The sequence below is a fragment of the Thioalkalivibrio sp. ALE20 genome (genome assembly GCF_000381405.1).
Lineage (GTDB): Bacteria > Pseudomonadota > Gammaproteobacteria > Ectothiorhodospirales > Ectothiorhodospiraceae > Thioalkalivibrio.
The window spans coordinates 101,824-125,542 of record NZ_KB906474.1 but is presented as its reverse complement, the minus strand read 5'-3'; the positions used below and the strand labels follow the sequence as shown (position 1 = coordinate 125,542).

At 67.0% G+C, this 23,719-nt stretch carries 24 protein-coding genes and 1 tRNA gene; 19 read left to right on the top strand and 6 right to left on the bottom strand.

The genetic code is table 11. The features are described 5' to 3' along the window. Positions 1-69 precede the first annotated feature (69 nt). Both F790_RS0107735 and F790_RS0107730 read left to right on the top strand, forming a co-directional pair. Positions 70-2,259: a TonB-dependent siderophore receptor gene (locus tag F790_RS0107735; protein ID WP_026332895.1), complete on the top strand. Its 2,190-nt coding sequence runs from the start codon at positions 70-72 to the stop codon at positions 2,257-2,259. Between the two features lie 66 nt (positions 2,260-2,325). Further along, positions 2,326-3,405 carry a biotin/lipoate A/B protein ligase family protein gene (locus F790_RS0107730; RefSeq protein ID WP_019591283.1) on the top strand — a complete coding sequence of 360 codons (1,080 nt, stop codon included), beginning with the start codon at positions 2,326-2,328 and terminating at the stop codon, positions 3,403-3,405. A gap of 122 nt (positions 3,406-3,527) precedes the next feature. On the opposite strand, the gene F790_RS0107725 is transcribed toward F790_RS0107730, so the two are convergent. After that, entirely contained in the window at positions 3,528-4,523 is a 996-nt protein-coding gene (locus F790_RS0107725) for an SPFH domain-containing protein (protein WP_019021977.1), read from the bottom strand. Beyond that, complete coding sequence (locus tag F790_RS0107720; protein ID WP_019021978.1) at positions 4,520-5,044, bottom strand: NfeD family protein; 525 nt, start codon at positions 5,042-5,044, stop codon at positions 4,520-4,522. The genes F790_RS0107725 and F790_RS0107720 overlap by 4 nt, the downstream gene beginning before the upstream one ends. A gap of 138 nt (positions 5,045-5,182) precedes the next feature. Here F790_RS0107720 and ppk2 point away from each other — a divergent pair, with 138 nt between their 5' ends. After that, complete coding sequence (ppk2, locus tag F790_RS0107715) at positions 5,183-6,016, top strand: polyphosphate kinase 2 (protein WP_019021979.1); 834 nt, start codon at positions 5,183-5,185, stop codon at positions 6,014-6,016. An 18-nt stretch (positions 6,017-6,034) separates the two neighbouring features. Here ppk2 and F790_RS0107710 read toward each other — a convergent pair whose 3' ends face one another. Beyond that, the gene (locus F790_RS0107710) at positions 6,035-7,030 is read right to left on the bottom strand and encodes a serine/threonine protein kinase (RefSeq protein ID WP_038033260.1); all 996 of its coding nucleotides are present in this window, start codon (positions 7,028-7,030) and stop codon (positions 6,035-6,037) included. A gap of 103 nt (positions 7,031-7,133) precedes the next feature. On the opposite strand from F790_RS0107710, the gene F790_RS0107705 reads away from it, so the two are divergent. From F790_RS0107705 to F790_RS0107655, 11 genes are all read left to right on the top strand, one after another. After that, positions 7,134-7,943: a motility protein A gene (locus tag F790_RS0107705; RefSeq protein ID WP_019591282.1), complete on the top strand. Its 810-nt coding sequence runs from the start codon at positions 7,134-7,136 to the stop codon at positions 7,941-7,943. After that, positions 7,944-8,789, top strand: coding sequence for a flagellar motor protein MotB (locus F790_RS0107700; RefSeq protein WP_083938861.1), 846 nt, complete (start codon positions 7,944-7,946; stop codon positions 8,787-8,789). It abuts the gene before it with no gap. Between the two features lie 156 nt (positions 8,790-8,945). Then, entirely contained in the window at positions 8,946-10,868 is a 1,923-nt protein-coding gene (gene thrS / locus F790_RS0107695) for a threonine--tRNA ligase (protein ID WP_019591280.1), read from the top strand. A gap of 15 nt (positions 10,869-10,883) precedes the next feature. Beyond that, complete coding sequence (infC, locus tag F790_RS0107690) at positions 10,884-11,405, top strand: translation initiation factor IF-3 (RefSeq protein ID WP_081617406.1); 522 nt, start codon at positions 10,884-10,886, stop codon at positions 11,403-11,405. Between the two features lie 101 nt (positions 11,406-11,506). Beyond that, positions 11,507-11,707 (top strand): 50S ribosomal protein L35, encoded by a 201-nt coding sequence (gene rpmI, locus F790_RS0107685; protein WP_018869319.1) that lies wholly within the window; start codon positions 11,507-11,509, stop codon positions 11,705-11,707. A 20-nt stretch (positions 11,708-11,727) separates the two neighbouring features. Beyond that, positions 11,728-12,087, top strand: coding sequence for a 50S ribosomal protein L20 (rplT, locus tag F790_RS0107680; RefSeq protein ID WP_018869320.1), 360 nt, complete (start codon positions 11,728-11,730; stop codon positions 12,085-12,087). 130 nt (positions 12,088-12,217) lie between these two features. Continuing rightward, entirely contained in the window at positions 12,218-13,246 is a 1,029-nt protein-coding gene (pheS, locus tag F790_RS0107675) for a phenylalanine--tRNA ligase subunit alpha (protein ID WP_019591279.1), read from the top strand. After that, a complete protein-coding gene (gene pheT / locus F790_RS0107670) occupies positions 13,246-15,612 on the top strand; it encodes a phenylalanine--tRNA ligase subunit beta (RefSeq protein WP_019591278.1) in 2,367 nt (788 codons plus the stop codon). Before pheS ends, pheT begins: the two co-directional genes overlap by 1 nt. A 3-nt stretch (positions 15,613-15,615) precedes the next feature. Further along, the gene (locus F790_RS0107665) at positions 15,616-15,915 is read left to right on the top strand and encodes an integration host factor subunit alpha (protein ID WP_024329755.1); all 300 of its coding nucleotides are present in this window, start codon (positions 15,616-15,618) and stop codon (positions 15,913-15,915) included. Next, the gene (locus F790_RS0107660; RefSeq protein ID WP_019021987.1) at positions 15,899-16,255 is read left to right on the top strand and encodes a MerR family transcriptional regulator; all 357 of its coding nucleotides are present in this window, start codon (positions 15,899-15,901) and stop codon (positions 16,253-16,255) included. Before F790_RS0107665 ends, F790_RS0107660 begins: the two co-directional genes overlap by 17 nt. A gap of 70 nt (positions 16,256-16,325) precedes the next feature. After that, positions 16,326-16,402 (top strand) — tRNA-Pro (locus F790_RS0107655). Between the two features lie 89 nt (positions 16,403-16,491). Here F790_RS0107655 and F790_RS0107650 read toward each other — a convergent pair. Together F790_RS0107650 and sohB are read right to left on the bottom strand one after the other, a co-directional pair. Next, positions 16,492-16,992, bottom strand: a complete 501-nt coding sequence (locus tag F790_RS0107650) for a DsrE family protein (RefSeq protein ID WP_018869325.1) — start codon at positions 16,990-16,992, stop codon at positions 16,492-16,494. Positions 16,993-17,071: 79 nt separating this feature from the next. Further along, positions 17,072-18,286: a protease SohB gene (gene sohB / locus F790_RS0107645; RefSeq protein ID WP_019591277.1), complete on the bottom strand. Its 1,215-nt coding sequence runs from the start codon at positions 18,284-18,286 to the stop codon at positions 17,072-17,074. A 59-nt stretch (positions 18,287-18,345) separates the two neighbouring features. On the opposite strand from sohB, the gene F790_RS0107640 reads away from it, so the two are divergent. The 3 genes from F790_RS0107640 to F790_RS0107630 are packed head-to-tail and all read left to right on the top strand — an operon-like array spanning position 18,346 to position 21,410. Next, on the top strand, positions 18,346-18,726 hold the full coding sequence (locus F790_RS0107640; RefSeq protein ID WP_028491127.1) for a hypothetical protein: 381 nt from the start codon (positions 18,346-18,348) through the stop codon (positions 18,724-18,726). After that, the gene (locus tag F790_RS0107635; RefSeq protein WP_019591276.1) at positions 18,714-19,622 is read left to right on the top strand and encodes a LysR family transcriptional regulator; all 909 of its coding nucleotides are present in this window, start codon (positions 18,714-18,716) and stop codon (positions 19,620-19,622) included. Before F790_RS0107640 ends, F790_RS0107635 begins: the two co-directional genes overlap by 13 nt. 3 nt (positions 19,623-19,625) lie before the next feature. Beyond that, the gene (locus F790_RS0107630; protein ID WP_019591275.1) at positions 19,626-21,410 is read left to right on the top strand and encodes an N-acetylglutaminylglutamine amidotransferase; all 1,785 of its coding nucleotides are present in this window, start codon (positions 19,626-19,628) and stop codon (positions 21,408-21,410) included. Positions 21,411-21,464: 54 nt separating this feature from the next. Here the strand turns inward: F790_RS0107630 and moaB are convergent, their stop codons facing one another. Beyond that, positions 21,465-22,028: a molybdenum cofactor biosynthesis protein B gene (gene moaB / locus F790_RS0107625; RefSeq protein WP_019591274.1), complete on the bottom strand. Its 564-nt coding sequence runs from the start codon at positions 22,026-22,028 to the stop codon at positions 21,465-21,467. Positions 22,029-22,083: 55 nt separating this feature from the next. Between moaB and rluB the strand changes: the two genes are divergently transcribed. Both rluB and F790_RS0107615 read left to right on the top strand, forming a co-directional pair. After that, positions 22,084-23,022, top strand: coding sequence for a 23S rRNA pseudouridine(2605) synthase RluB (gene rluB / locus F790_RS0107620; RefSeq protein WP_019591273.1), 939 nt, complete (start codon positions 22,084-22,086; stop codon positions 23,020-23,022). 3 nt (positions 23,023-23,025) lie between these two features. Then, positions 23,026-23,697 carry an endonuclease III domain-containing protein gene (locus F790_RS0107615; RefSeq protein ID WP_019591272.1) on the top strand — a complete coding sequence of 224 codons (672 nt, stop codon included), beginning with the start codon at positions 23,026-23,028 and terminating at the stop codon, positions 23,695-23,697. Positions 23,698-23,719 lie beyond the last annotated feature (22 nt).

The following is a 23,719-nucleotide window of genomic DNA, read 5'->3' as shown; positions in this document are numbered from 1 at the left end:
GTGGGGATCGGTTTGCGGCCCGGCCGTCAGGTGCCTAAATTGCGCGGCTTCGGAACGGGGGAGATCACCATGACGCAACGTACCATCGGGAAGACGACTCTGGCCACGCTGCTGGCCCTGCCGGGCGCGGCCCTGGCCCAGGACGAGGCCGTGGAGCTGGCACCGGTATCGGTCACGGCCACCGGCTATGAGACCCTGATCGAGGATACGCCGGCATCGGTCACGGTCATCGACCGCGACGAGATCCGCAACCGCCCGGGGGTGGGCGTGGGCGACCTGCTGCGCGGCGAGGCGGGCCTGGCCACCGCGGTGGACGGCTCGGTGGGGCAGGACCCGATCATTCGCGGGCTCAAGCGCGACCAGGTGCTGGTGCTGGTGGACGGCGTGCGGGTCAACGCGATGCAGCCGCCGGCGCGCGGCTCGCTCGCCTCCTACGTGAACATGGACCTGATCGAACGCATCGAGATCGTGCGCGGCCCGAGCTCGGTGCTCTACGGTTCCGGCGCGATGGGCGGGGTGATCAACATCATCACCCGCAGCGGCGATTTCACCGAAGAAGAGGAAATGAACGCCTGGAGCCGTCTGGGCTACAGCTCGGTGGATCGCGGGCTGCGCACCGCGCTGGGGGTGACCGCCTCCAACGAACGCCACGTGCTGGACTTCTCCACCGCCTATCTGGATACCGGTGACTACCGCATGGGCGACGGCGACCGCCTGGACGACAGCGGTACCCGGCAGGAGGCCTATCACCTGCGATATCGCACCCGCCTGACCCCGGATCACGAGCTTGGTTTCCGTGCCCAGCGCGACGAGCGTGAGGACGTTTGGTATCTGGCGTCGCGGTCTGTAAACGATAGGGACCCGGAGAATGACCCCCTGCCGGATCAGCTCCGCGCGGCCCCGGAGGGGCTGAACACGCACTACACGCCGACGCAGACCCGTGATCTGCTGGAAGCGACCTACCAGGGTGATTTCGGCGGCGCCTGGGCGCCCCGGGTCGAGGCCTCCATCTACCGCCAGGAGCTCTCGCGCGGCAACTACGACTGGAGCCATGCGCTGGGCCGGGACTACCGTGTGTCCGACACCGATTTCACCACCGACGGGGCCCGCATCCAGACCGAGCTGTTCCCGACCGACAACCAGATCCTTCTGGTGGGCGCCGAGTACTGGCGCCTGCGGGCGAGCCCGGATTCCTTTATCGGTCATGTGAACCAGGGCTTCCGCCCTAATGATGCTGCAGCGCCGTTTGAAGTGTTGTTGACGGATCCGGATGCCCTTGAGAATCGGGCGCTGTTCATGGATCTGATCGATGACGGTCAGATCGATTCGCAGGGTATGTTTGTGCAGCACGAGACCTTCCTCGATGCCGGTACCCTGAACCTGGGTATGCGTTACGACCGTGTGGAAGGCGATGCGGATGCTGTAGTTGAAAGCGATGGCGATCTGCAGAATGTGGACCACAACCTGAGCTGGTCGGCCGGCTTCAACTGGGATCTGCGCGAGGAGGTGAATCCGTACGTTAGCCTGTCCGAAGGGTATCGTTCGGCCAGTCTTCTCGAACGCTATCTGACTTACGAATACAGCGATGGCTACCGCTGGATCGCCGACCCCCAACTGGATCCCGAGCGCAACCGGACCCTGGAGGTCGGGGCGCGCGGCCATCTGCAGGGCTTCAGCTACATGGTCTCCGCCTACGAGAGCCGGATACGCGACTACATCGGTGCGGTGGTGTTGCCGGGCACGCAGAACCAGCGTGAAACGGTCAACCTCGACGAGGCGCGCATCCGCGGGGTCGAGCTGCAGGTCCAGCGTCCGTTCACCGAGCACGTGAGCGGCGAGTTCACCGGCACCTGGATCCGCGGCGAAAACCGCGACAGCCGGTTCGACGAGCCGCTGGCGGAGATGCCGCCGCCGGAGGCCAGCATCGCGCTGCGTCGTTCGGTGGAGCAGGGCTGGCAGTGGGAAGGCCGGCTGCGCGCGGTGGCGCGCCAGGATCGCACGGCGGACCGCTTCACGGATAACACCGAACGCGAGACTTCCGGCTTCGCGACCGGGGATCTGCTGGTGGGCTATCGTTTCCAGCCGTCCGGTCTGCTGCGCCACAACGAGCTGACCTTCCAGGTGAACAACATTGCCGACAAGGCCTACCGCGAGCATGTGACCGGCCAGCGCGAGGATCAGATCGACCCGGCGCGTGGCGCGCAGGAGATCCTCGCCCCCGGCCGCAGCTTTGGCGTGGTCTGGTACGCTGAGTTCTGATCCGGCCCGCGGCCGGAGCCGTCATGGATACCGGGGCCGCGGCCCCGCTCGATCAGAGGAAGGAAGATGCGTTTGCGCGTGATCGATTTCGGGCAGCAGCCCGCACTGCGTTCCCAGGCCGTGTACCACGGCGTGGCCGAGGCGATGGGGCCGGACGACGATCCGGTCCTGACCCTGGTAAACCCCGATGATCCCTACGTCTGCGTGGGACTGCATCAGGAGATCGCCCTGGAGGTGGACGAGGAGTACTGCGAGGAACAGAACCTCCCCATCGTGCGCCGGCATGTGGGTGGCGGCGCGGTGTATCTGGACCGCGACCAGATGTTCTTCCACTTCATCTACCCGAGCGCGAAGGCCCCGCGCATCGTCTCGCAGATCTATCAGAAGTTCATCGATCCGGTGATCCACACCTATCAGGATCTGGGGGTCAACGCGACCTTCCGTCCGGTGAACGACATCCACGTCGACGGGCGCAAGATCGGCGGGACGGGTGCGGCCAGCATCGGCGATGCCACCGTGATGGTCGGCAGTTTCATGTTCGATTTCGACACCGCGACCATGGCGCAGTGCCTGAAGGTGCCGTCGGAGAAGTTCCGCGACAAGCTGCGTGCCGGCATGGAGGATTACATCACCACGCTGACCCGCGAGCTGGGCGAGAAGCCGCCGCGCGAGACGGTGCGCGAGGCATTCCTCAAGCGGATCGGTGAGGAGCTGGACGTGGACGTCGAGCTGAGCGAGCCGACGGCCGAGGAGGTCGCCGCCATCGATGAACAGGTGCAGGCCCTGGCGGATCCCGAGTGGACCTATCGCAAGGGCCGCAAGTTCGTCGAGATGGGGGTCAAGATCGCCGCGGGCACGCATCTCACCGAAGGCGCGCACAAGGCGGCGGGCGGGCTGATCCGCGCGCAGCTGATGGAGAAGGACGACGAGATCGCCGATCTCCTGCTGTCCGGCGACTTCACGGTGTTCCCCGAAGACGGCATGGACCGGGTCGCGGAGGCCCTGCACGGGATCCCGCTGGAAGAGCCGGTGCTGCAGGATGCGGTGGCCACGGCCATGTCCGGAGTGGGGCTGGATGCCCCGGGGATTGAACCTGCGGATGTGGCGGCGGCGATTCTGGCAGCCCGCCACCACGAACCGCACTGAGTATGGGTACGGCCCGAACCACGGCTCCGTAGCAGGCGCCGCGGCGAGGCCAGTGAGGCAAGGCCGTGGCGGTCGGTCCGTCCCCCGGACCGACCGCTTTGCGCCTGCCGGGGGGCGCGGCGTCAGCTTCCCTGCGTCGGGGAGCCGGTCACCGGTGCGGCCGGGCTGTCGACACTGGACATCGCTCCGGCACCGAACAGGTCGCGCATGCCGCCCAGTGATCCCAGCAGGGCGGTGCCTTCCATCGGCACGAACACGCGGTCGCCCTGTTTGGCCAGTTCGGGCAGCATCTCGATGTAGCGCTGCGCGATCAGGTACTGCACGCCGGCCATCGGGTCGTCGGCCTTGCCCTCGAGGGCGGCCATCACGTTCTGGATGGCCTCCTTCTCGCCCTGGGCTACCAGGATGGCGGCCTGTTTCTGGCCCTCGGCCTTGGCGATCTCCGCCTGCTTGTCACCCTCGGCCTTCTGGATCTCGGCTTCCTTGTAGCCCTCGGCCTCGCGCACGGTGGCGCGGCGGTTGCGCTCGGCGACCATCTGCTGGTTCATCGCCTCGCGGATCTCCTGCGGGGTGTCGATGTCGCGGATCTCGACGCGGTTCACCTTCAGGCCCCACTTGTTGCCGGCCTCGTCCATCACCGTCTGCAGGCGCGCGTTGATCTCCTGGCGCGACTCGAAGATCTTGTCCAGCTCCATGGTGCCGATCTCGGAGCGCAGCGAGGTCTGGGCGAGGGTCTGGATCGCCAGCACCAGGTTCTCGGTGCCGTAGACCGCGGCCTGCGGGTCCATGATCTGGTAGTAGAGCACGCCGTCGATCTGCACGCCGACGTTGTCCTGGGTGATCACCGACTGGCTGGGGAAGTCCAGCACGACTTCGCGCATGTCGATCTTGTCCTCGGTGCGGACCACCGGCTGGTCGTTCTTGAAGGTGAGGATCGTGATCGCCCGGGGACGGTCGATGAACGGGATGATCAGGTTCAGGCCCGGCTCCAGGGTGCGGTGGTACTTGCCGAGGCGTTCGATCACCTGGGCGCGGCGCTGCGGGATCATGGTGATCCCCATGCTGAGGAAGACCGCCACGAGGACGGCGATGGCAATGAGGGTGATGAGCGTATTCATGCGGGATTCCCTTCGTTGGTGTGGCTGGAGTGGGTGCCGGGGTCGTCGCCGGCCGGGCGGACCACGGCGGTGATGCCCTGGAAACGCTGGATGCGCACGGGATCGCCTTCCTGCAGGGTCTGCTGCGGATCCTCGGGCCGGGCGGGATAGGCATCGCCCAGCACGCGCACGCCCAGCCCCCCGTTGTAGGGTTCGAGGTGCAGGATCTCGTCGCGCACTCGGGGGTCATCCGGCGGCCCCTGTTGCGGGCGGCCGGCCCAGCGGCGGCCGACCCAGAACGCCAGGGCGCCGGCCAGGATCATGCCGACCACGCCGGCGCTCAGCTGGCCGGCCAGTTCGGCACCGAAGGCGGCGGCCACCATGGCACCGAGGGCGCCGCCGGCCAGTACGAGGGTGATGCCGCCACCGCCGGACATCAGCCCGCCGAGGATGGCGAGGTCGATGATCAGGATCAGCAGGGCGGCGAGCAGCCAGATCTGCCAGGGATCGAGGGCCCCGGCCCAGGAGGCGATGTCAGCCATGATTCGGTTCCTTCCGTTGCGTGGTTCGACCCTGCCCGACTCGGCACGGGCTTGCAATGCATGGTCACGGTCCCGAATGGATGCCCGCGCCCCGCACGGGCTGTCATACTCAGGGTTTGCGATGGCCGGAGACAGCAGATGGCGGACGGGGAACGCCTGCGGCGCTTTGATGCCGAGGACTACAACAAGGAAGGCGTGCTGCGGCGCAAGGTCTATGAACGCGAGCTGCGGCGGCTGCAGGTGGAGCTGATCAAGCTGCAGCGCTGCGTGAAGGCCGAAGGCCGCCGCGTGGTGATCCTGTTCGAGGGCCGTGACGCGGCCGGCAAGGGCGGGGTGATCAAGCGCATCATGGAGAAGAGCAACCCGCGCATCGTGCGCACCGTCGCGCTGGGGAAACCCTCCGACCACGAACGCGGGCAGTGGTATTTCCAGCGTTATGCCGCGCACCTGCCTACGGCGGGCGAGATCGTGCTGTTCGACCGTTCCTGGTACAACCGGGCCGGGGTCGAACGGGTGATGGGCTTCGCCTCGGAAGAAGAGGTGCAGCGCTTTCTCCATGCCTGTCCGACGTTCGAGCGACTGCTGGTGGAAGACGGCATCGAGCTGTACAAGTACTGGTTTTCGGTCAGCGAACAGGAGCAGGAACGCCGCTTTCAGGCGCGGGTGGAGGACCCCGTCAAACGCTGGAAGCTCTCGCCCATGGACCTGAAATCGCGTGAGCTGTGGCATGAATTCTCGAAGGCCAAGGACGACATGCTGCGCCATACCGATACCGCGCATGCCCCATGGCGCATGGTGGATGCGGACATCAAGCGCCACGCGCGGCTCAACTGCATCGCCGATATCCTGGAGAATATCCCTTACAGCGACCATCCACCCGAGAAACCGGAGCTGGAACCGCGCGTCTGGGCCCACGACCAGGAAGCGCGTGGCCCGCTGCTGACGGGCAAGTACATCCCCGCACGCTACTGACGGGGCGTCCGAGAGGCCTCAGGGCAGGTTCAGCGGGGGCTCGTCGAGGGCGGCGCGCTGCTCGCGCAGCGTGAGGATGTGCTCCTCCCAGAAACGCGGCGTGTAGAACACCGGGAAGCCCTGGACGAAGGCCGGGTCGTCCGCGCGCCGGGCGAGCCATGCGGCGTGGCGCAGGATGCGCAGGGCCCGCAGCGGCGCGATCAGGGCCAGCTCGCGGCGGTCGAAGGGACGAAAGTCCTCGTATCCCTCCAGCAGGTCCAGCAGCTGTCCGGTCATGGTCGGCGTATCGCCGGACAGGAACATCCACAGATCCTGCACCGCGGGCCCGGTGCGGGCGTCGTCGAGATCGACGAAATGCGGGCCGGCATCGGTCCACAGCAGGTTGCCGCGATGTGTGTCGCCGTGCAGGCGGATCGCCGGGACTTCGCCCAGTATCGGCTCGAAGTCCCGCAGACGCTCGACCAGATCGGCACTGAGGTCGCGGTAGACCGATACCAGCTCCGGCGGCAGATGCGCGCCGGACAGGACATCCTCGCGGGCCGCGGTGGCCAGACCGGCAAGGTCCATGATCTCGCGATGCAGGAACGGGGCGGCGGCGCCGACGGTGTGGATGCGGCCGATGAAGCGTCCGATGCGTTCCAGCACCTCGGGCTGTTCCAGATCGGGACTGCGGCCCCCGCGCTGCGGATACAGCGCGAAGCGGAAGCCGGCGTGTTCGTGGAAGGTCTCGCCGTCGGCATCGGGCAGGGGGGCGACCACCGGGATCTCCGCCGCCGCCAGCTCGAGGGCGAATGCGTGCTCCTCGCGGATGGCGGCATCCGACCAGCGCCCGGGGCGGTAGAACTTGCCGATGATCGGCCGTGATCCTCCGTGAGTATCTTCGGTGCCGATCTGGTAGACGCGGTTTTCGAACGAGTTGAGTTCCAGCAGGCGCCCGTCGCAGCGCAGGCCGGTGGATTCCACCGCATCCAGGATGCATTCGGGGGTCAGGGCGTCGTAGGGGTGGCTGCTCATGGCGCGATTGTGACACAGCCGCGACCCGTGCGGCCGCGCACGGGTCGAGCGCATATATTAGGATGACGCCATTCCATCCAGGTCTTTTTCTGCGGAGTCCCACTTGGACAAGGCAACTCTTTTCGGCGTGGTGCTGGGCTTGGGCGTGATCTTCGGCGCCATTGTCCTGAGCGGTCAGGCGGCGGATTTCTGGCACCTGCCGGCGGTGCTGATCGTGGTCGGCGGCACCATGGCCGCTACGTTCATCAAGTTCCCCTTCCGCCACGTGATGAGCTCGTTCCGCGTGGCGGTGAAGACCCTCTATCACCAGGAGGATGACCCCCGTGCGCTGATCGAGCGCACCAAGGAACTGGCGCAGGTCGCGCGCAAGAAGGGGCTGCTGGCACTGGAGGACGAGGAGACCCCCAACGCGTTCTACGCCAAGGCCCTGCAGCTGTCGGTGGACGGTTTCGAACCCGAGCGTATCCAGCACGTGCTGCGCGAGGATCTGGAGCTGTCGCTGGAGCGTCACGAGACCGGACAGAAGGTGTTCCGGTCCATTGGCGAGCAGGCGCCCGCCTTCGGCATGATCGGAACCCTGGTCGGGCTGGTGCAGATGCTGGGTAACCTGGAGAGCCCCGAAGCGGTCGGCCCCGGCATGGCCGTGGCCCTTCTGACAACGCTTTACGGCGCGATCTTCGCGCAGCTTGTGGCCCTGCCCATCGCGGACAATCTGGAAATGCGGGCGCGCTCCGAGCACATCACCCGGAACCTGATCGTGGATGCCGTCAACTGCATCCACCAGGGCTTCAACTCGCGCATGATCGAGGAGATGCTGCTGCCGTACCTGCCCAGCAAGCAGCGCGAGAAGGCGGCCGAGGAGCTCGAAAAGCAGGGACAGGCCGAGGGGCAGCCTCAGGGGTCGTCTTCGTAGATGGCCGTGCGCAGGAGCAAGAAAGGCGAGGGCGGCGCACCGCGCTGGATGACCACCTTCGCCGATCTGATGGCGGTGCTGGTGGTGTTCTTCGTGATGCTTTACGCCTTCTCCACCATCGACGCGGAGAAGTACGAGCAGATGGCCGATTCGCTGCGCGAGGTGCTGGGTTCCACCGAGGTGCAGGAGGAAGTGCCCGCCATTCCGGAGCCGACCGTCATCGACCTCGAAGGCCGCTCGCCGGAGCCGCGTACCGTCGAGGAGCCGGAACCCGAACCGGAATACCGCGAGCAGGACGAGATCACCGAGGCCCTGCGCGAGGCCCTGCAGGACGAGCTCGAGCAGGGGCTGATCGACATGGCGGAAGACGACGCCGGTATCCTGCTGCGCTTCGAGGAGCAGGCCGCCTTCGAGATCGGTGAAAAGGACCTGAACGTGGACTTCGTGCCGGTGCTGGAACGGGTGGCCGAAGTGCTGGCCGAGACCCCGGGCCAGATCGTGATTGCCGGGCATACCGACGATCTGCCGATCCGCAGCGAACGTTTCCGTTCCAACTGGGATCTGTCCACCGCGCGGGCGGTCTCGGTGGTGCACGTGATGGAGGACACCGGGGTGGAGCCGGCGCGCATGCGTGCCACCGGCCATGCGGATACCCGCCCGCTGCGCCCGAACGTGGATGCCGAAAGCCGCGCCCGCAACCGGCGGGTGGACGTGCTGCTGATGGACGCCGACGACGCCGATCCGGGCGGGGGGTCGACCGACATCATCGAGGGAGACAGGGGGACGAATGGGCCGGTGCCGCTGGATGAGGCCGTGCCCGAAGCCGACGGAACGGCGGGCGAGTAGTCGCGGCGCAGGGGCGCCGCCCTGCCGTCGGCACGGGATTCGTGTCGGGGCGGGCAGGGTTCGTGATAACCTTTGCATGAAGGTTATCCGAATTCATTTCATTTTCTGAATCAGCGACGTTCGACCCCGCGTATGGGTCGGCGAAGGAGTTTCGCAATGCCTGCAGTATCCCTCCCCGACGGCAGCCGCCGCGAGTTCGATCAACCCATCACCATCATGGACGTGGCGAAGGATATCGGCACCGGCCTGGCGAAGGCGGCCGTCGCCGGCAAGGTGAATGGCGAACTGGTGGACGTGCGCCACGAGATCGACGACGACGCCGAGGTCGCGATCGTCACCGACCGCGATCCGGAAGGCGTGGAGATTATCCGCCACTCCACTGCGCATCTGATGGCGCAGGCGGTCAAGGAACTCTTTCCCGATGCCCAGGTGACCATCGGCCCGACCATCGAGAACGGGTTCTACTACGACTTCGCGTATGACCGCGGCTTCACGCCGGAAGATCTGGAAAAGATCGAGAAGCGCATGAAGGAGCTGGCGAAGCAGGATCTGCCGGTGGAGCGCTCGACCATGGACCGCGACGAAGCGGTGGAGTACTTCCGCAACATGGGGGAGGAATACAAGGCCGAGATCATCGAATCCATCCCGAAGGGCGAGACCATCTCGCTGTACCGTCAGGGCGATTTCATCGACCTGTGCCGGGGCCCGCACATCCCGTCCACCGGCAAGCTGAAGGCCTTCAAGCTGACCAGCGTGGCCGGGGCATACTGGCGCGGCGATTCCGACAACGAGATGCTGCAGCGCATCTATGGCACCGCGTGGCCGAACAAGCAGCAGCTGGAAGAGCATCTTCATCGCCTGAAAGAGGCGGAACGCCGCGACCATCGCAAGATCGGCGCGGAGCTGGACCTGTTCTCCATCCAGGACGAGGCCGGCGGCGGTCTGGTGTTCTGGCACCCGAAGGGCGCGCGCATCCGCCGCGAGATCGAGAACTTCTGGTACGAGATGCACGAGAAGGCCGGCTACGACTTCGTCGTGTCCCCGCACATCGCCAACCTGGAGCTGTGGCACACCTCCGGCCACGCCGAGTTCTATGCCGACTCGATGTACGAGCCGATGCAGGACGAGCACCAGGCGTTCCAGCTCAAGCCGATGAACTGCCCGTTCCATGTGCTGATGTACAAGGACCGGCTGCATTCCTATCGCGATCTGCCGATCCGCTGGGGCGAGATGGGCACGGTGTACCGGCGCGAGATGTCCGGGGCGCTGCACGGCCTGATGCGCGTGCGCGGGTTCACGCAGGACGATGCCCACATCTTCTGCCGCGAGGATCAGATCGAGGCCGAGGTCATGGGCGTGATCGACCTCACCCTGGAGACCCTGCGCACCTTCGGCTTCGAGGATTTCGACGTGAATCTGTCGACCCGGCCGGATGACGCCGTGGGATCCGACGAGATCTGGGACCACGCAACGCGCGCCCTGCGCGGTGCGATCGAGAAGAAAGGGCTGGAATACAGCCTGGACGAGGGCGGCGGCGCCTTTTACGGCCCCAAGATCGACATCAAGATCCACGACGCGATCGGCCGCCAGTGGCAGTGCTCGACCATCCAGCTCGACTTCAATCTGCCCGAGCGTTTCGACATGGAGTACGTCGCCGAGGACAACGAGCGGCGCCGCCCGATCATGATCCATCGCGCCCTGCTGGGATCGGTGGAACGCTTCTTCGGTGTGCTGATCGAGCACTATGCCGGGCACTTCCCGACCTGGCTGGCGCCGATCCAGGCCTCGGTCCTGACCATCACCGAACGCCAGGACGACTATGCCCGGGACGTGGCGCGGCGCCTGCGCGAGCAGGGCTTCCGCGTCGAGCCCGACTTGAGAAACGAAAAGATCGGCTTTAAGATCCGCGAGCACACGCTTAAGCGCGTGCCGTACCTGCTGGTGCTCGGAGACCGGGAGATGGAAGAGGGCAAGGTCGCGGTTCGTACCCGCGACGGCGAAGACCTCGGTACCATGTCCCTGGATGAACTGAGCGAACGCCTCGGGAAAGAGGTTGCCAGCCGGGGCACCGGAACCTGAACTGGAGAAAAGGCCATTAGCGCAGCGAAAACCGTTCGCCTGAACGATCAGATTACGAGTTCGAAGATCCGGCTGATCGACGCCGAAGGCGAGAACCGGGGGATCACCACCAGCGAAGAGGCCCTCGACATGGCCCGCGAATCGGGGCTGGACCTGGTGGAGATCTCGCCGAACGCCGAACCGCCGGTCTGCCGGATCATGGATTACGGCAAGTACAAGTTCGAACAGTCGAAAAAGGCGCAGGAAGCCAGGAAGAAGCAGAAGCAGATCCAGATCAAGGAAGTGAAGTTCCGTCCCGGGACGGACGAGGGTGACTACAACGTCAAGCTGCGCAATCTGCGGCGCTTCCTGGAGAATGGTGACAAGGCCAAGGTCACCATCCGTTTTCGCGGGCGCGAGATGCGTCATCAGGAGCTCGGCAATCAGCTTCTGGATCGAATCGAAGAGGACGTGACCGACATCGCGGTGGTGGAGCAGCGCCCCAAGATGGAAGGACGTCAGATGATCATGGTGATGTCGCCCCGCAAGAAGCAGTAGGGCGGACATCGACAAGGGGCGGCGGGTCTCCGCATACCTGATCGCCCTTTTCACAAACGACCGGCCCTGCGGGGAACCGGTCCCAAATGCCGGAGCAGAAAATGCCGAAGATCAAGACCAACCGGGGTGCGGCCAAGCGCTTCACCCGTACGGGGTCGGGAAAGTACAAGCGGTTCCAGTCGCACCGCAGCCACATCCTGACCAAGAAGTCCACCAAGCGTAAGCGTCACCTGCGCAGCCCGGCGATGGTGCACGAGGCCGACACGGCCGCCGTGCGCAAGATGCTGCCCAACCATCGTTGAACTGACCGAGGAATCGAGACATGCCACGAGTCAAGCGCGGTGTAACCGCTCACGCCCGTCACAAGAAGGTCCTCAAGCAGGCGAAGGGGTACTACGGGGCACGCAAGAACGTCTATCGCGTTGCCAACCAGGCGGTCATCAAGGCCGGCCAGTACGCCTATCGTGACCGTCGCCAGAAAAAGCGCGACTTCCGTTCGCTGTGGATCGTCCGCATCAACGCCGCTGCGCGGCAGTTCGACCTGTCCTACAGCCGCTTCATGAGCGGGCTGAAGAAGGCCGGCATCGAGATCGACCGCAAGTCGCTGGCCGATCTGGCGGTGCACGATCTGACCGCATTCGGCAAGCTGGCCGAACAGGCGAAAGCCGCCCAAGCGGCCTGAGATCCCGCAGGATCACCGCCGTCCTGGCCCTCCGCGCGAGGAGGGGACGGCCGGCAATCCCGGATCATGCGGGAATCCCGAAAGGGGAGGGTTCAGGCCCTCCCTTTTTTGTTTGCAAGGGGGATCGTACGTGGAGCAATTGCAGGAGCTGACCGACGAGGCGCTGGCGCGTGTCGAGGCCGCCACGGACCTCAAGGCGCTGGATGACGTTCGGGTCCATTATCTGGGCAAGAAGGGCGTGCTGACCGCCCAGCTCAAGGAGCTGGGACGGCTGCCGGCGGAAGAACGGCCGGCCGCGGGACAGGCGGTGAACGCGGCCAAGGAACGCGTCGCGGAGGCGATCGAGGCGCGCAGGACCGCGCTGGCCGAGGCCGAACGCGAGGCGCAGCTGGCGCGCGAACGGGTGGACGTAACCCTGCCGGGGCGACGGCCCGCGGGCGGGGCACTGCACCCCATCACGTCGACCATCGAACGCATCGAGCATTTCTTCGCCGGGCTGGGATTCCGCGTGGCGGAGGGCCCGGAAGTGGAAGACGACACCCACAATTTCGAGGCCCTGAACATCCCGGCGCATCATCCGGCGCGGGCGATGCACGACACGTTCTACTTCGATGCCCACCGCGTGCTGCGTACGCATACCTCGTCGGTGCAGATTCGCGCGATGGAACAGCAGAAACCGCCGCTGCGGGCGATCGCGCCGGGGCGGGTCTACCGCTGCGATTCGGATCTGACCCACAGCCCGATGTTCCATCAGATCGAGGGGCTGTGCGTGGACGAGGACATTACCTTTGCCGATCTGCGCGGGGTCCTGGATGCGTTTCTGCGCGGCTTCTTCGAACGCGATGACCTGGCCACGCGCTTCCGGCCGTCGTATTTTCCCTTCACCGAGCCCTCGGCCGAGGTGGACATCCAGTGCGTGCACTGCGGCGGCGACGGTTGCCGCGTATGCAAGCACACCGGCTGGCTCGAGGTGATGGGCTGCGGGATGGTGCATCCCAACGTGCTGGGCCATGTCGGGATCGACCCCGAGGAATACACCGGGTTCGCGTTCGGCCTGGGCGTGGAGCGCATGGCCATGCTGCGCCACGGCGTCAATGACCTCCGGCTGTTCTTCGACAACGATATCCGCTTCATCGGGCAATTCGGGCAGGCAGGCTAATGCGCATCAGTATCGAATGGCTGCAGGACTGGCTGCAGATCGACGAGACCCCGCAGGATCTCGGGCACCGGCTGACCATGGCCGGGCTGGAGCTGGACGCCATCGAGCCGGCGGCGCCGGCGTTCCACGGCGTGCGGGTTGGCCGCGTCACCGCGGTGGAGCCGCACCCGGACGCCGATCGCCTGCGGGTGTGTCAGGTGGAGGCGGGCGAGGCCGAACCGCTGAACATCGTCTGCGGCGCACCCAACGTCTATACGGGGATGGTGGCACCGGTCGCGATGATCGGGGCGGAGCTGCCGGGCGAGTTCCGCATCAAGCGCTCGAAGCTGCGTGGCGTGACCTCCGAAGGGATGCTCTGTTCCGCACGCGAGATCGGCCTGGCCGAGGACGCCGAGGGGCTGCTGGATCTGCCCGCGGACCTGGAAATCGGCAGCGACCTGCGCGCGGCGCTGGGTCTGGACGATCATGTGCTGGAGGTCGACCTGACACCCAATCGCGCGGACTGTCTGGGCATGCGCGGGATCGCCCGCGAGTGCTCGGCCCTGCTGGACCGGCCGCTGCAGGTCCGCCCGGCGCCCGCGGTGGAAGCGACGCTGGATCGACGCGTGCGCGTGACCGTCGATGATGCACAGGCCTGCCCGATCTACTCGGGACGGATCCTCGAGGGCCTGGATGCCCGGGCGCCCACGCCGCTGTGGATGTCCGAACGCCTGCGCCGGGCCGGCGTGCGCCCGCTCTCCGCGATTGTCGACGTGACCAACTACGTGATGCTGGAGCTGGGTCAGCCGCTGCATGCCTTCGATGCCGACCGTGCCGGCGAAGTAATTCGCGTGCGCCGGGGCGGCGAGGGCGAGTCCCTGACCCTGCTGGGCGGCGAGCAGACGGTAGAGCTGTCGCCACGGGATCTGGTGATCGCCGGCGAAACACAGCCGCTGGCGCTGGCCGGAATCATGGGCGGAGCCGCTTCGGCGGTGGATGACGACACCACCCGGGTGGTCCTGGAATGTGCCCATTTCGCGCCGCATGCGCTGGCCGGCCGGGCGCGCGAACACGGGCTGCATACCGATGCGTCGCACCGTTTCGAGCGGGGTGTGGATCCCACTCTGGTGCCGCGCGCGATGGAGCGGGCCACCGAGCTGTTGCTGGCGATCTGCGGCGGCGCCTGCGGGCCCGTGGAGACGGCCGGCGACATCCCCTCGACGCACGATGAACGGCCGATCACCCTGCGCGCCGGACGTATTGAGCGGCTGCTCGGGGTTGCCCTGGACGACGGCGAGGTGGAGCGTATCCTGCGGGCGCTGGACTGCGTGGTGGAGCCCGGTGGCGCTGGCACGTGGCGGGTGTTGGCCCCGCGTGCGCGATTCGACCTGGAGCGCGAGGAAGACCTGATCGAGGAACTGGCGCGGGTGCACGGGTATGACCGGCTGCCGCGCACCCTGCCGGGCGCGGTGCCGCCGGTGACACCGCCGGGCGGGCTGAAGGCGCTGCGCGAGGGGCTGACCCGGCGCGGGTTCCACGAGGTGATCAGTTTCAGCTTCATCGACCGCGAGGTCTCGCAGCGCTTCTATCCCGAGGTGGAGCCGCTGGCGCTGGCCAACCCCATCGCCTCTGACATGAGCGTGATGCGCCCCGGCCTGTGGCCGGGGCTGGTGAGCACGGCCGCCTGGAATACGGCCCGGCAGCAGTACGACCTGCGGCTGTTCGAACACGGCCTGCGCTTCGTGCCCGGGCCTTCCGGTCTGTCCCAGGAACCCCGGCTGGCCGGGCTGCTGAGCGGACGGGCCATGCCCGAGCACTGGGAGACGGCATCCCGCGAGCTGGACTTCTTCGATGCGAAGGGCGAGGTGGAGACCCTTTGCGGCAACCTGGCGGAGCCGTTGCGCTTCCGCGCGGAAAAGCATCCCGCGCTGCACGATGGTCAGAGTGCCCGTGTGCTGGCCGGTGAGCAGGCGATCGGATGGGTGGGCAAGCTGCATCCGTCGCTGGCGGAACATTTCGACCTCGGGGCCCCGGTGTTCCTGTTCGACCTGGATGCACGGACCGTCAGTACCGACCCGGTCGCGCAGTTCCGGCCCCTGTCGGCTTATCCCTCGATCCGGCGGGATCTGGCCCTGGTCGTGCAGGAGAACGTGCCCGCCGGGGATCTGCTGGCGGCGATCGGCGAACTCGACCTGGAGCTGCTGCGTGACGTCCGGCTGTTCGATGTCTACCGGGGCAAGGGCCTGAATCCGGGCGAGAAGAGTCTGGCTCTGGGCTTGATTTTGCAGGCATTTGATCGCACGCTTGATGACTCCGATGTGACCGCCGTGACCGATGCGGTGGTGGCGCACCTCGAAAGCCGGTTCAATGCGACCCTGAGGCACTGATCGATGGCAGCTGTGACCAAGGCGGATCTGGCCGCCACGCTGAACGAGGAACTGGGCCTGAACAAACGCGAGGCCAAGGAATTCGTCGAAATGTTCTTCGAGGAGATGCGGCAGTCGCTGGAAGACGGCGAGGGCGTGAAGCTCTCGGGGTTCGGCAATTTCGTGCTGCGCGACAAGAACCAGCGCCCGGGGCGCAATCCCAAGACCGGCGAAGAGATCCCGGTCTCCGCGCGCCGGGTCGTGACCTTCCGCCCGGGCCAGAAACTGCGCGAACGGGTCGAGAGCTATGCTGGAAGCGAGTAATCACCAGGAGCTGCCGGCGATCCCGGGCAAGCGGTATTTCACCATCGGGGAAGTCGCCGAGCTGTGCCTGGTCAAGCCGCACGTGTTGCGTTACTGGGAGCAGGAGTTCCCGATGCTGGAGCCGGTCAAGCGGCGCGGCAACCGGCGGTACTACCAGCGTCAGGACGTCATCCTGATCCGCCAGATCCGCGCGCTGCTGTACGAAGAAGGCTATACCATCAGCGGCGCGCGGCAGAAGCTCTCCGGGGACGAGGCGCGCGAGGATCACCAGCAGGCCCGGCAGATCATCCAGGACACGATCCAGGAGCTGGAGTCGGTACTGAAGGTGCTGCGGAACTGAGCCATGCGGCGGCCACCCGGGATCGCCCCCCTTTCGCGATCGGCCGCACTCGATTACCATATGTCGCGTTCGGGGCGTAGCGCAGTCTGGTAGCGCATCTGCATGGGGTGCAGAGGGTCGCAGGTTCAAATCCTGCCGTCCCGACCAATACAGCCAAAAGGCCGCCGGGGTTTGCCCCGGCGGCCTTTTTTGTGTCTTCCGGTCTGCAGTGTGACCGCGGCCGGGAAGCCGGGTGCTCACTGCATGTAGGAATACCCTTCCTGCTGCAGGTGGATGATCTCGGAGTCGGCCATGGGGACGATCTCCACGAACCCGTGCACGTCCTCGGGCTCGATGCCGCGCAGGGCGGCGGAGGCCTCGCACATGCGGATGTCGATGTTGCCGGCGCGGGTCAGGGACTCGGCGCGGCGCATCAGGTCACGATGTTCATCGAACTGATCGCGGGTGAAGAAGGGCACCTCGCGGCCGTGCAGCACCAGCACGATATGCGAGTCGAACGGATCGGCCTCGTAGACGTTGTTGAGCATGCTGACGCGGTCGAGGACGAAATCCATCTCGTCCGCGGTATCCACGGCCACGTCATATACCACGCGGGCCGGTTCGTACTCCTTCTGGTTGACCTCGGCGGAGCCCCAGGGCATGTCGTCCTGTGCCGGGGCGGTCAGCGGGGCGCCCAGCAGGAGTGCCCCGGCGACCAGGCTGGCGAGGGGACCGATACGGCTTGCATGTGCGGACATCACGTTCTCCCTTGCAATGTGGGCTGGCTATACCAGCAAGACGCATGGACGGGCCGGATCCATTCCGTCAGTGTGTCCGTCAGCGTGGCGGTTCGCCCGGCCCGCGGGCGTGTTCTTCGGGGCTGCGGGCGTGCAGCACGCGTTCCAGCAGTTGTTCGGCGGCCATGCCGATCCGTCGGCCGATCGGTTGCGCGCGGGTATAGGAGACCTCGAAGACCTCGGCTTCACGCGCCAGTTTCATCAACAGGTCGTCGCTGGTGCCGATCTCGTCGGCCAGCCCCAGGGCGCGGGCCTGGTCCCCGTACCAGTGTTCGCCGGTGGCGACCCGGTCCAGTTCCAGCTGCGGGCGGTAGCGCTGCAGGAACTGCTTGAACAGTTCGTGGGTTTCGTCGAGGTGATCCTGGAACTTGCGCCGGGCGGCGTCGGTATTCTCGCCGAACACGGTCAGCGTGCGCTTGTAGTCCCCGGCGGTCAGCAGTTCGAAGTCGATGTCGTGGCGGTCGAGCCAGCGATGCAGGTTGGGGATCTGCGCCACCACCCCGATGGAGCCGAGGATGGCGAACGGGGCGGCGACGATGCGATGGCCGACCGCGGCCATCATGTAGCCGCCACTGGCGGCCACGCGGTCGACCACCACGGTGAGATCCAGTCCTGCCTCGCGCAGGCGTCCGAGCTGCGAGGCGGCCAGCCCGTAGGACGGCACCATGCCGCCGGGGCTCTCGAGGCACACCACGGCCTGGTCGCGGCCGGGCTCGGCCAGGGTGAGTACGGCGGTGATTTCTTCGCGCAGGTTGTCCACTGCCGACGCCCGAATGTCGCCCTGAAAGCGCAGCACGAAGACCCGCGGCGCGGGGGCCTCTTCGTGTTCGAGTTCGATCACGGTGGGTGATTCGCTGACCGGCTTTCCGCCGGGTGCGGAAGAAGCGGACGGGTCGGCCGGCGATTCGGCGGTGTCGGCGTCGCTTTTCCCGGCGGATTCCGTCGACCCATCGGGGGTCCCGTTGCCCTGGCCGTTGCCATTGCCATTGCCATCAAAGGCGTGTCCGGGGTGGCGGCGCCGGCGCAGGCGGTCTCGCAGGCGCTGCAGGCGAGTGCGCGGGCCTTCCACCGCGCGGCGCACGGTCTTTTCCATGCGTGCATAGCGGTCGTTCAGGCGTTTGACGTTGAGCTGGTCGGGCCGGCGCTCGCGGCTGCGGGCAATCAGCCCGACAAAGGCGCTCATCAGGATCAGCACCGCCATGACGGCGGTGACGACCTTGGCGAAGAACAGTCCGTAATCCTGCAGCAGTTCCATGCGATTCCTCGGGGTCGGCGGGTGGTCGACGCATCGTCTGTGCGTGCCATAATGCCACCATGATTGCTTCCGACGCTTGGGACCCGCGCGCTCCGGGTCGTTTTCATGGTTGCGAGGATGCCGGCGGGCCGGAACCCGAGCCGGTGGTCTACCGCGATGTGCCGGTGCTGACGCTGCGTCAGGTCGACGAATGGAACGGCCAGCCCAAGGGCACGGCGTTCCGCATGTTCCGGGCCCGCGAGGGTGAGCTGGAAGAGGGGCGTGACTTCTTCCTGATCCGGCGGGGCGAGGAGCCCGAGCTTGCCGAGCAATGGCGTGCGGCCGGCACCATCTATCCGTCGACCGTGCACGTGGTCCTGCTGGGGACGCGGGCGGTGGAGCGCATGCGTGCGGAATGGCATGCGCGCACGCACAGCCCGGACTGCGGATGTCCCGGGTAACCCTCGAGCAGTGGCGCATGCTCAAGGCGGTGGTGGATGCGGGCGGTTTCGCCCGCGCCGCCGAGCGGGTGCACAAGAGCGCCTCCAGCGTGAATCACGCGGTGCAGAAGCTGGAGGAACAGCTGGGGGTCGAGGTCTTCGAGCTGCAGGGCCGCAAGGCGGAACTGACGCCGGCGGGCCATGCGCTGTTGCGGCGCGCCGAACACCTGCTCGAGGAGGCCGCGGATATCGAGGCCCTGGCCGGCGCGCTGGCCACCGGTGTGGAATCGGAACTGCACCTGGCGGTGGAGCAGATCATCCCCGCCGCGCGGGTCATCCACGCCCTGGAGGCGTTTTCGCGCGAACAGCCGGCGACCCGCATCCAGCTGCACGAGGTGGTGCTGGAGGACGGTCCGCAGCGCCTGGAGCAGGGGCGCGTGGACATGCTGCTGGCGCCCCAGGTGCCCTCGGATTTCCTGGCGCAGGAAATCGGGGAACAGACCATGGTGTGTGTCGCTCATCCGGGGCACCCGCTGGCGACCTCCGGCGCTCCCCTGACGCGTCGCAATCTGCGCCCGCACCGCCAGGTGGTGCTGCGCGATTCGGGCGCCCGTGGCAACGGTGAAGGCGGCTGGCTGGACGCCGACCAGCGCTGGACCGTGGGGCATGTGTCCACGGTGCTGGAGGTGCTGCGTTCCGGGGTCGGGTTTGCCTGGGTCCCGCTGGACCGGGTCGCCGCGGATCTGGACGCCGGGCGCCTGACGGAACTGCCGCTGGAGGCGGGCGGGCGTGTGCGCGTCCCGTTCTATCTGACGCTAGCCGATGGTGACGCGGCCGGCATCGCCGGGCGGGCGCTGGCTGACGCGCTGCGCACGGCCTTTCAAACTTCGCCAACCTCGACCGGGATGGATCCATAACCCATGTGCGGAATCGCCGGAGAATTTGTCTGGGGCGAACGGCGCGCGAACGCGGATGCGGTCGCGCGCATGCTGCCCTGTCTGGAACGCCGCGGCCCGGATGCCGATGGCCTGTGGGCCTCGGGCCGGGTGGCGCTGGGACACCGGCGGCTGTCCATCCTGGACCTGTCGCAGCGGGCGCATCAGCCGATGTTCGACCCCGAGACCGGACTTTCGCTGGTGTTCAACGGGGCGATCTACAACTTCCGCGCGCTGCGCAGCGAGCTCGAGGGGCGCGGTCACCGCTTCTTCTCCAGCGGTGATACGGAGGTGATCCTGCGCGGGTATGCCGAATGGGGCGAGGGCGTGGTGGCGCGGCTGCACGGCATGTTTGCCTTCGCGCTGTTCGATGGGGAACACCAGCGCCTGTTGCTGGGACGTGATCGCATGGGCATCAAGCCGCTGTATCTCGCGCGCACCGGTGACGGGGTCCGGTTCGCCTCCAATACCGCGGCCCTGCTGGCCGGCGGCGGCGTGGATACCGAGCTGGATCCCGAGGGCCTGCACATGCTGTTCTCGCTGCATGCGGTGGTGCCGGCGCCGCGCACCGTGTTGCGGGGCGTGCGCAAGCTGGAACCCGGGCATTACATCACCATCGATGCGCGCGGCCAGGAGCGCCAGCAGTGCTACTGGCAACTGAACGCCCGACGTCCTGCGGAGGCGGTGAGTGACGCCGAATGGCAGGAACGCATCGAGGCGGGCCTGCGCCGCGCGGTGCGCCGGCGCCTGGAAGTGGCGGATGTACCGGTGGGGGTGCTGTTGTCGGGCGGCCTGGATTCCAGCCTGCTGGTGGCGCTGGCCATGGAAGAGGGGGCGCGCGACCTGCGGACATTTACCGTCGGGTTCGAGGATCAGCCCGAGGAAAAGGGCTCCGAGTTCGAGTATTCCGATCCGGTGGCGGAGCGTTACGCCACCGATCACCAGGCCACGCTGATCCCCAACGACCAGGTGCTCGCACGGCTGCCGGAGGCCGTGGAGGCCATGGCCGAACCGATGTTCGGGCAGGACGCGGTCGCGTTCTACCTGCTCTCCGAACAGGTCTCGCAGCACGTGAAGGTGGTGCAGTCGGGCCAGGGGGCGGACGAGGTCTTCGGCGGCTATTTCTGGTACCCGCAGATGGCGGAGGATCGTCACGGCGACTGGGTGGAACGCTTCCGCCGGCATTACTTCGACCGCGATCACCCGGAGATGGCCGAGATGCTGCGCCATCCGCCGGCGGACGACATCACCGGGGACTGGCTGCGCGAGCAGTTCCGCCAGCTCGAGACCGACCGTGCGGATTCGTTCATCGACGCGGTGCTGGCGCTGGACGTGACCACGTTGATCGTCGACGACCCGGTCAAGCGCGTGGACAACATGACCATGGCCTTCGGTCTGGAGGCGCGGGTGCCGTTCCTGGACCACGAACTGGTGGAGACCGCCGCGGCGATGCCGCCGCACCTGAAGCTGGGCGACGGCGGCAAGGACGTCCTGCGGCGCATCGCCCGCGGCCGTCTGCCGGACGCGGTGCTGGACCGGCCCAAGGGCTATTTCCCGGTACCGGCGCTGAAATACGTGCGCGGCGAGTTCCTCGAGTTCATGCGCGACATCCTCAACTCGCGTGCGGCGCGCGAGCGCGGGCTGTATCAGCCGGCCTACGTCGACAAACTGCTGGACGCCCCGGACCAGTATTTCACCCGGATCCAGGGTTCCAAGCTGTGGCACGCGGCGCTGCTGGAGTACTGGCTGCAGGTCCACGTGGATGGCTGAATGCCGTGCCGGAGCGGTCAGGGGATCGGTCAGGGGGCTGACCTCCTGCGCGTCTCAGCTCTCCTTCAGGCGCGGCATCAGCATGGTCAGGTTGCAGGGCATGGTGCGGTCGTCGAGCTGGGCGCGGATGATGCGATCCCAGGCGGTGCGGCAGGCGCCGGTGGAACCGGGCAGTACGAAGATATAGGTGCCGTTGGCCACGCCGGACAGGGCGCGCGACTGCAGGCTGGAGGTGCCAATCTCCTCCCACGACAGCATGCGGAACAGCTCGCCGAAGCCCTCGATCGTCTTGTCCAGCAGCACCGACACCGCCTCCGGGGTGCCGTCGCGGCCGGTGATGCCGGTGCCCCCGGTGGTGAGGATGGCGTCGATCTGCGGGTCCGCGATCCAGCGCGAAATCACCGCGCGCAGGGCGTAGATGTCATCCGGCCGGATGTCGCGCTCCGCGAGCCGGTGACCGGCCTTTTCCAGACGTTCCACCAGTGCGTCGCCGGAGCGGTCCTCGGCGGCCGAACGGCTGTCGGAGACGGTCAGCACGGCGATGTTCAGGGGCGTGGTGACGGGATCCCCGGTCTCACGGCCGGCCTCATGGCCGGTGTCGGGCGTATTCGTGCTCATGGCGGTATCCGCTTGGTGTATCGTGGGCGGTCATCATAAACAGTGGCAGGACTCGATGCAGGAACGGGTACAAAAGGTCCTCGCGGCGCGCGGGCTGGGTTCGCGGCGCGAGATCGAGGGATGGATCGAACGCGGCGAGGTGCAGATCAACCAGCGCACCGCCGCGCTGGGGGATCGCGTGGGGCCGGATGACGTGATCCGGGTGCGCGGCCGCGTGGTCACGCGACCGGAATATCCGGACCGCTGGATCGCCTATCACAAGCCGGTCGGCGAGATCTGTTCGCGCTCCGATCCCGAGGGCCGGCGTCCGGTGTTTGCCAGCCTGCCGAAGCTCAAGGGCCAGCGCTGGGTTGCGGTGGGCCGCCTGGACCTCAACACCTCCGGGTTGCTGCTGTTCACCACCGACGGCGAACTGGCCAACGCCCTGATGCATCCGGCCGGTGCGATGGAACGTGAATATGCCGTGCGCGTGCTGGGGGAAGTCCCGGAAGAGACCCGGCGGATGCTGCTGGAGGGCGTTGAACTGGAGGATGGTCCGGCACGCTTCGATGCGCTGGAGGCCGGTGGCGGCGACGGGGCGAACCAGTGGTATCACGTGATCGTGAGCGAGGGGCGTAATCGCCTGGTGCGGCGGCTGTGGGATGCAGTCGGAGTCACGGTCAGCCGCCTGATCCGGGTTCGCTACGGGCCGGTGGTGCTGGGGCGCGGGCTGAAATCGGGCGCTGCGCGTGACCTGGAGGTAGGCGAAGTGGCCGCGCTGTATCGCGAGGCGGGCCTGAATGTGCCGGAGAACCTGCAGCCGCCGGAGAAACGTCGCGGCACACGGCCGAAAAAGAAAAAGGGCGGGGCAGCCAGGGGTCGCGACAAGGGCGAGGGCTGGAGTTCGTCACGTCCGGGTGCCGGGGCGAAGACCGCCAAATCCGCCAAATCCGGCAAGCCCGGCGCGTGCCGGGGCAGGGGGGCGCGCAGCGGACGCGGCCGGCCGGGGCGCTGAGCCATGACCGACGGGTCTGACACCGCGGTGCCGGACTGCCGCACGGTGCTGGAGCGGCTGTACGCGCATTACGGTCCGCTGCACTGGTGGCCGGCCGAGACCGCGTTCGAGGTCATGGTCGGGGCGGTGCTGACGCAGAACACGGCCTGGAGCAACGTGGAGCGCGCACTTGCGGCCCTGCGCGAGGCGGATGCGCTGACGCCGGCGGGGATGGCGGCCCTGGAGCCGGAGGAACTGGCCGAGCGGATCCGCCCGTCGGGGTATTACAACGTCAAGGCCGGGCGCCTGCGGCACCTGCTGGCGTTCCTCGAGCGGACGGGCGGGATCGAGGCGCTGTCTGCGCTGGAGACCGGGTCACTGCGGGAGGCCCTGCTGGGGGTAAAGGGCATCGGTCCGGAAACGGCCGATGACATCGTGCTGTACGCCTTCCACCGCCCGGTGTTCGTCGTGGATGCCTACACCCGGCGACTGTTCAAACGCCTCGGGCGACCGCATGCGCGGGACGGCTACGAGACGCTGCGGGCTTCGGTGGAGGCCGAGCTGGGTGCGGATACCGTGGCGTTCAACGAACTGCATGCGCTGATCGTGGAGCACGGCAAACAGCGCTGTCGGCCACGGCCGCTGTGCGACGGCTGTCCGCTGGGGGATCGCTGTTACGGGGTTGTCACGAGCTGATGCGCCACGCGGAGCGGCACCG

Bases quoted from the DNA above. Each gene is read 5' to 3' on its own strand.
- F790_RS0107735 (WP_026332895.1), top strand. From the start codon at position 70: ATGACGCAACGTACCATCGGGAAGACGACTCTGGCCACGCTGCTGGCC.
- rplT (WP_018869320.1), top strand. From the start codon at position 11,728: ATGCCACGAGTCAAGCGCGGTGTAACCGCTCACGCCCGTCACAAGAAG.
- F790_RS0107660 (WP_019021987.1), top strand. From the start codon at position 15,899: ATGCTGGAAGCGAGTAATCACCAGGAGCTGCCGGCGATCCCGGGCAAG.
- F790_RS0107700 (WP_083938861.1), top strand. From the start codon at position 7,944: ATGGCCGTGCGCAGGAGCAAGAAAGGCGAGGGCGGCGCACCGCGCTGG.
- ppk2 (WP_019021979.1), top strand. From the start codon at position 5,183: ATGGCGGACGGGGAACGCCTGCGGCGCTTTGATGCCGAGGACTACAAC.
- F790_RS0107730 (WP_019591283.1), top strand. From the start codon at position 2,326: ATGCGTTTGCGCGTGATCGATTTCGGGCAGCAGCCCGCACTGCGTTCC.
- moaB (WP_019591274.1), bottom strand. From the start codon at position 22,028: ATGAGCACGAATACGCCCGACACCGGCCATGAGGCCGGCCGTGAGACC.
- rpmI (WP_018869319.1), top strand. From the start codon at position 11,507: ATGCCGAAGATCAAGACCAACCGGGGTGCGGCCAAGCGCTTCACCCGT.
- thrS (WP_019591280.1), top strand. From the start codon at position 8,946: ATGCCTGCAGTATCCCTCCCCGACGGCAGCCGCCGCGAGTTCGATCAA.
- F790_RS0107615 (WP_019591272.1), top strand. From the start codon at position 23,026: ATGACCGACGGGTCTGACACCGCGGTGCCGGACTGCCGCACGGTGCTG.
- F790_RS0107725 (WP_019021977.1), bottom strand. From the start codon at position 4,523: ATGAATACGCTCATCACCCTCATTGCCATCGCCGTCCTCGTGGCGGTC.
- rluB (WP_019591273.1), top strand. From the start codon at position 22,084: ATGCAGGAACGGGTACAAAAGGTCCTCGCGGCGCGCGGGCTGGGTTCG.
- F790_RS0107720 (WP_019021978.1), bottom strand. From the start codon at position 5,044: ATGGCTGACATCGCCTCCTGGGCCGGGGCCCTCGATCCCTGGCAGATC.
- pheT (WP_019591278.1), top strand. From the start codon at position 13,246: ATGCGCATCAGTATCGAATGGCTGCAGGACTGGCTGCAGATCGACGAG.
- F790_RS0107710 (WP_038033260.1), bottom strand. From the start codon at position 7,030: ATGAGCAGCCACCCCTACGACGCCCTGACCCCCGAATGCATCCTGGAT.
- sohB (WP_019591277.1), bottom strand. From the start codon at position 18,286: ATGGAACTGCTGCAGGATTACGGACTGTTCTTCGCCAAGGTCGTCACC.
- F790_RS0107635 (WP_019591276.1), top strand. From the start codon at position 18,714: ATGTCCCGGGTAACCCTCGAGCAGTGGCGCATGCTCAAGGCGGTGGTG.
- F790_RS0107630 (WP_019591275.1), top strand. From the start codon at position 19,626: ATGTGCGGAATCGCCGGAGAATTTGTCTGGGGCGAACGGCGCGCGAAC.
- F790_RS0107665 (WP_024329755.1), top strand. From the start codon at position 15,616: ATGGCAGCTGTGACCAAGGCGGATCTGGCCGCCACGCTGAACGAGGAA.
- F790_RS0107640 (WP_028491127.1), top strand. From the start codon at position 18,346: ATGATTGCTTCCGACGCTTGGGACCCGCGCGCTCCGGGTCGTTTTCAT.
- F790_RS0107650 (WP_018869325.1), bottom strand. From the start codon at position 16,992: ATGTCCGCACATGCAAGCCGTATCGGTCCCCTCGCCAGCCTGGTCGCC.